The organism is Luteimonas sp. 8-5, from assembly GCF_029763755.1.
In the GTDB taxonomy this organism is placed as follows: Bacteria; Pseudomonadota; Gammaproteobacteria; order Xanthomonadales; family Xanthomonadaceae; genus Cognatiluteimonas.
Genome location: NZ_JARUVM010000181.1, coordinates 1 through 871 on the forward strand (window position 1 = coordinate 1; position 871 = coordinate 871).

1 protein-coding gene is annotated in these 871 nt (G+C 75.1%); it reads left to right on the forward strand.

Annotated elements, in window-relative coordinates; genetic code table 11:
* Nucleotides 1-28 precede the first annotated feature (28 nt).
* Nucleotides 29-871 (forward strand): DEAD/DEAH box helicase (locus QAA18_RS12815; protein ID WP_279413479.1); only part of this gene is annotated, 843 nt, incomplete at its 3' end.

Genomic DNA, 871 nt, shown 5'->3' on the forward strand with positions numbered 1-871 from the left:
GCCCGCGCCCACCGCTTGCCAGGTCGCCCTGCCGGTGCCCCTGGCCCGGCTTTTCGACTATCTCCCGGCTGCAGACATGGCGCCCGTGCAGTCGGTCGGCTGCCGGGTCCGGGTGCCGTTCGGCAACCGCGAGCTTGTCGGCGTGGTCGTCTCCGCGGGGCCGGCGGAGGACCCCGGCGCCCTGCGCGAAGTGGCCGCGTTGCTCGACCCGGAACCAGTGTTCCACGGGGAGTCGATGCAGTCGCTGCATTGGCTCGCGCGCTACCTGCATGCGCCGCTGGGCGAGGTCCTGGCCACCGCCCTGCCGGCAATGCTGCGCCGTGGCGAGCCCCTGCCCGCCACCCACGCCTGGGCCTGGCAGCTCACCGAGGCCGGGTACACTGCCCTGCCCGGCCTGCGCAGCGGCAGGCCGCGCGAGCTGGCGCGGCAGCTGGAGACCGGCGCCCTTGATGAGGATGTCTTGCAGGCGGCGCTGGGGGACGGTTGGCGCAGCGCGGCGCGGGCGCTGTCCAAGCGCAGCCTGGCCGAGCGGATCGCGGTACCAGCCAATGCGCTGGCATCCACCCCGGTCGCGCCGCCACCGGTGCCCAACGCCGCGCAACAGGCGGCCATCGACGCGATAGTGGGTGCTGCCGCAGGCGGCTTCGCACCGATCCTGCTCGACGGCGTCACCGGCAGCGGCAAGACCGAGGTCTACCTGCAGGCGATCGCCGACTGCCTGGCGCGCGGCAGGCAGGCGCTGGTCCTGGTGCCGGAAATCGGCCTCACCCCGCAGCTGCTGGCGCGCTTCCGCGCGCGCCTGGGCGTGCCCGTGCACGCGCTGCACTCCGGCCTGGGCGACGCCGAGCGCGCGCGCACCTGGACCGCGGCC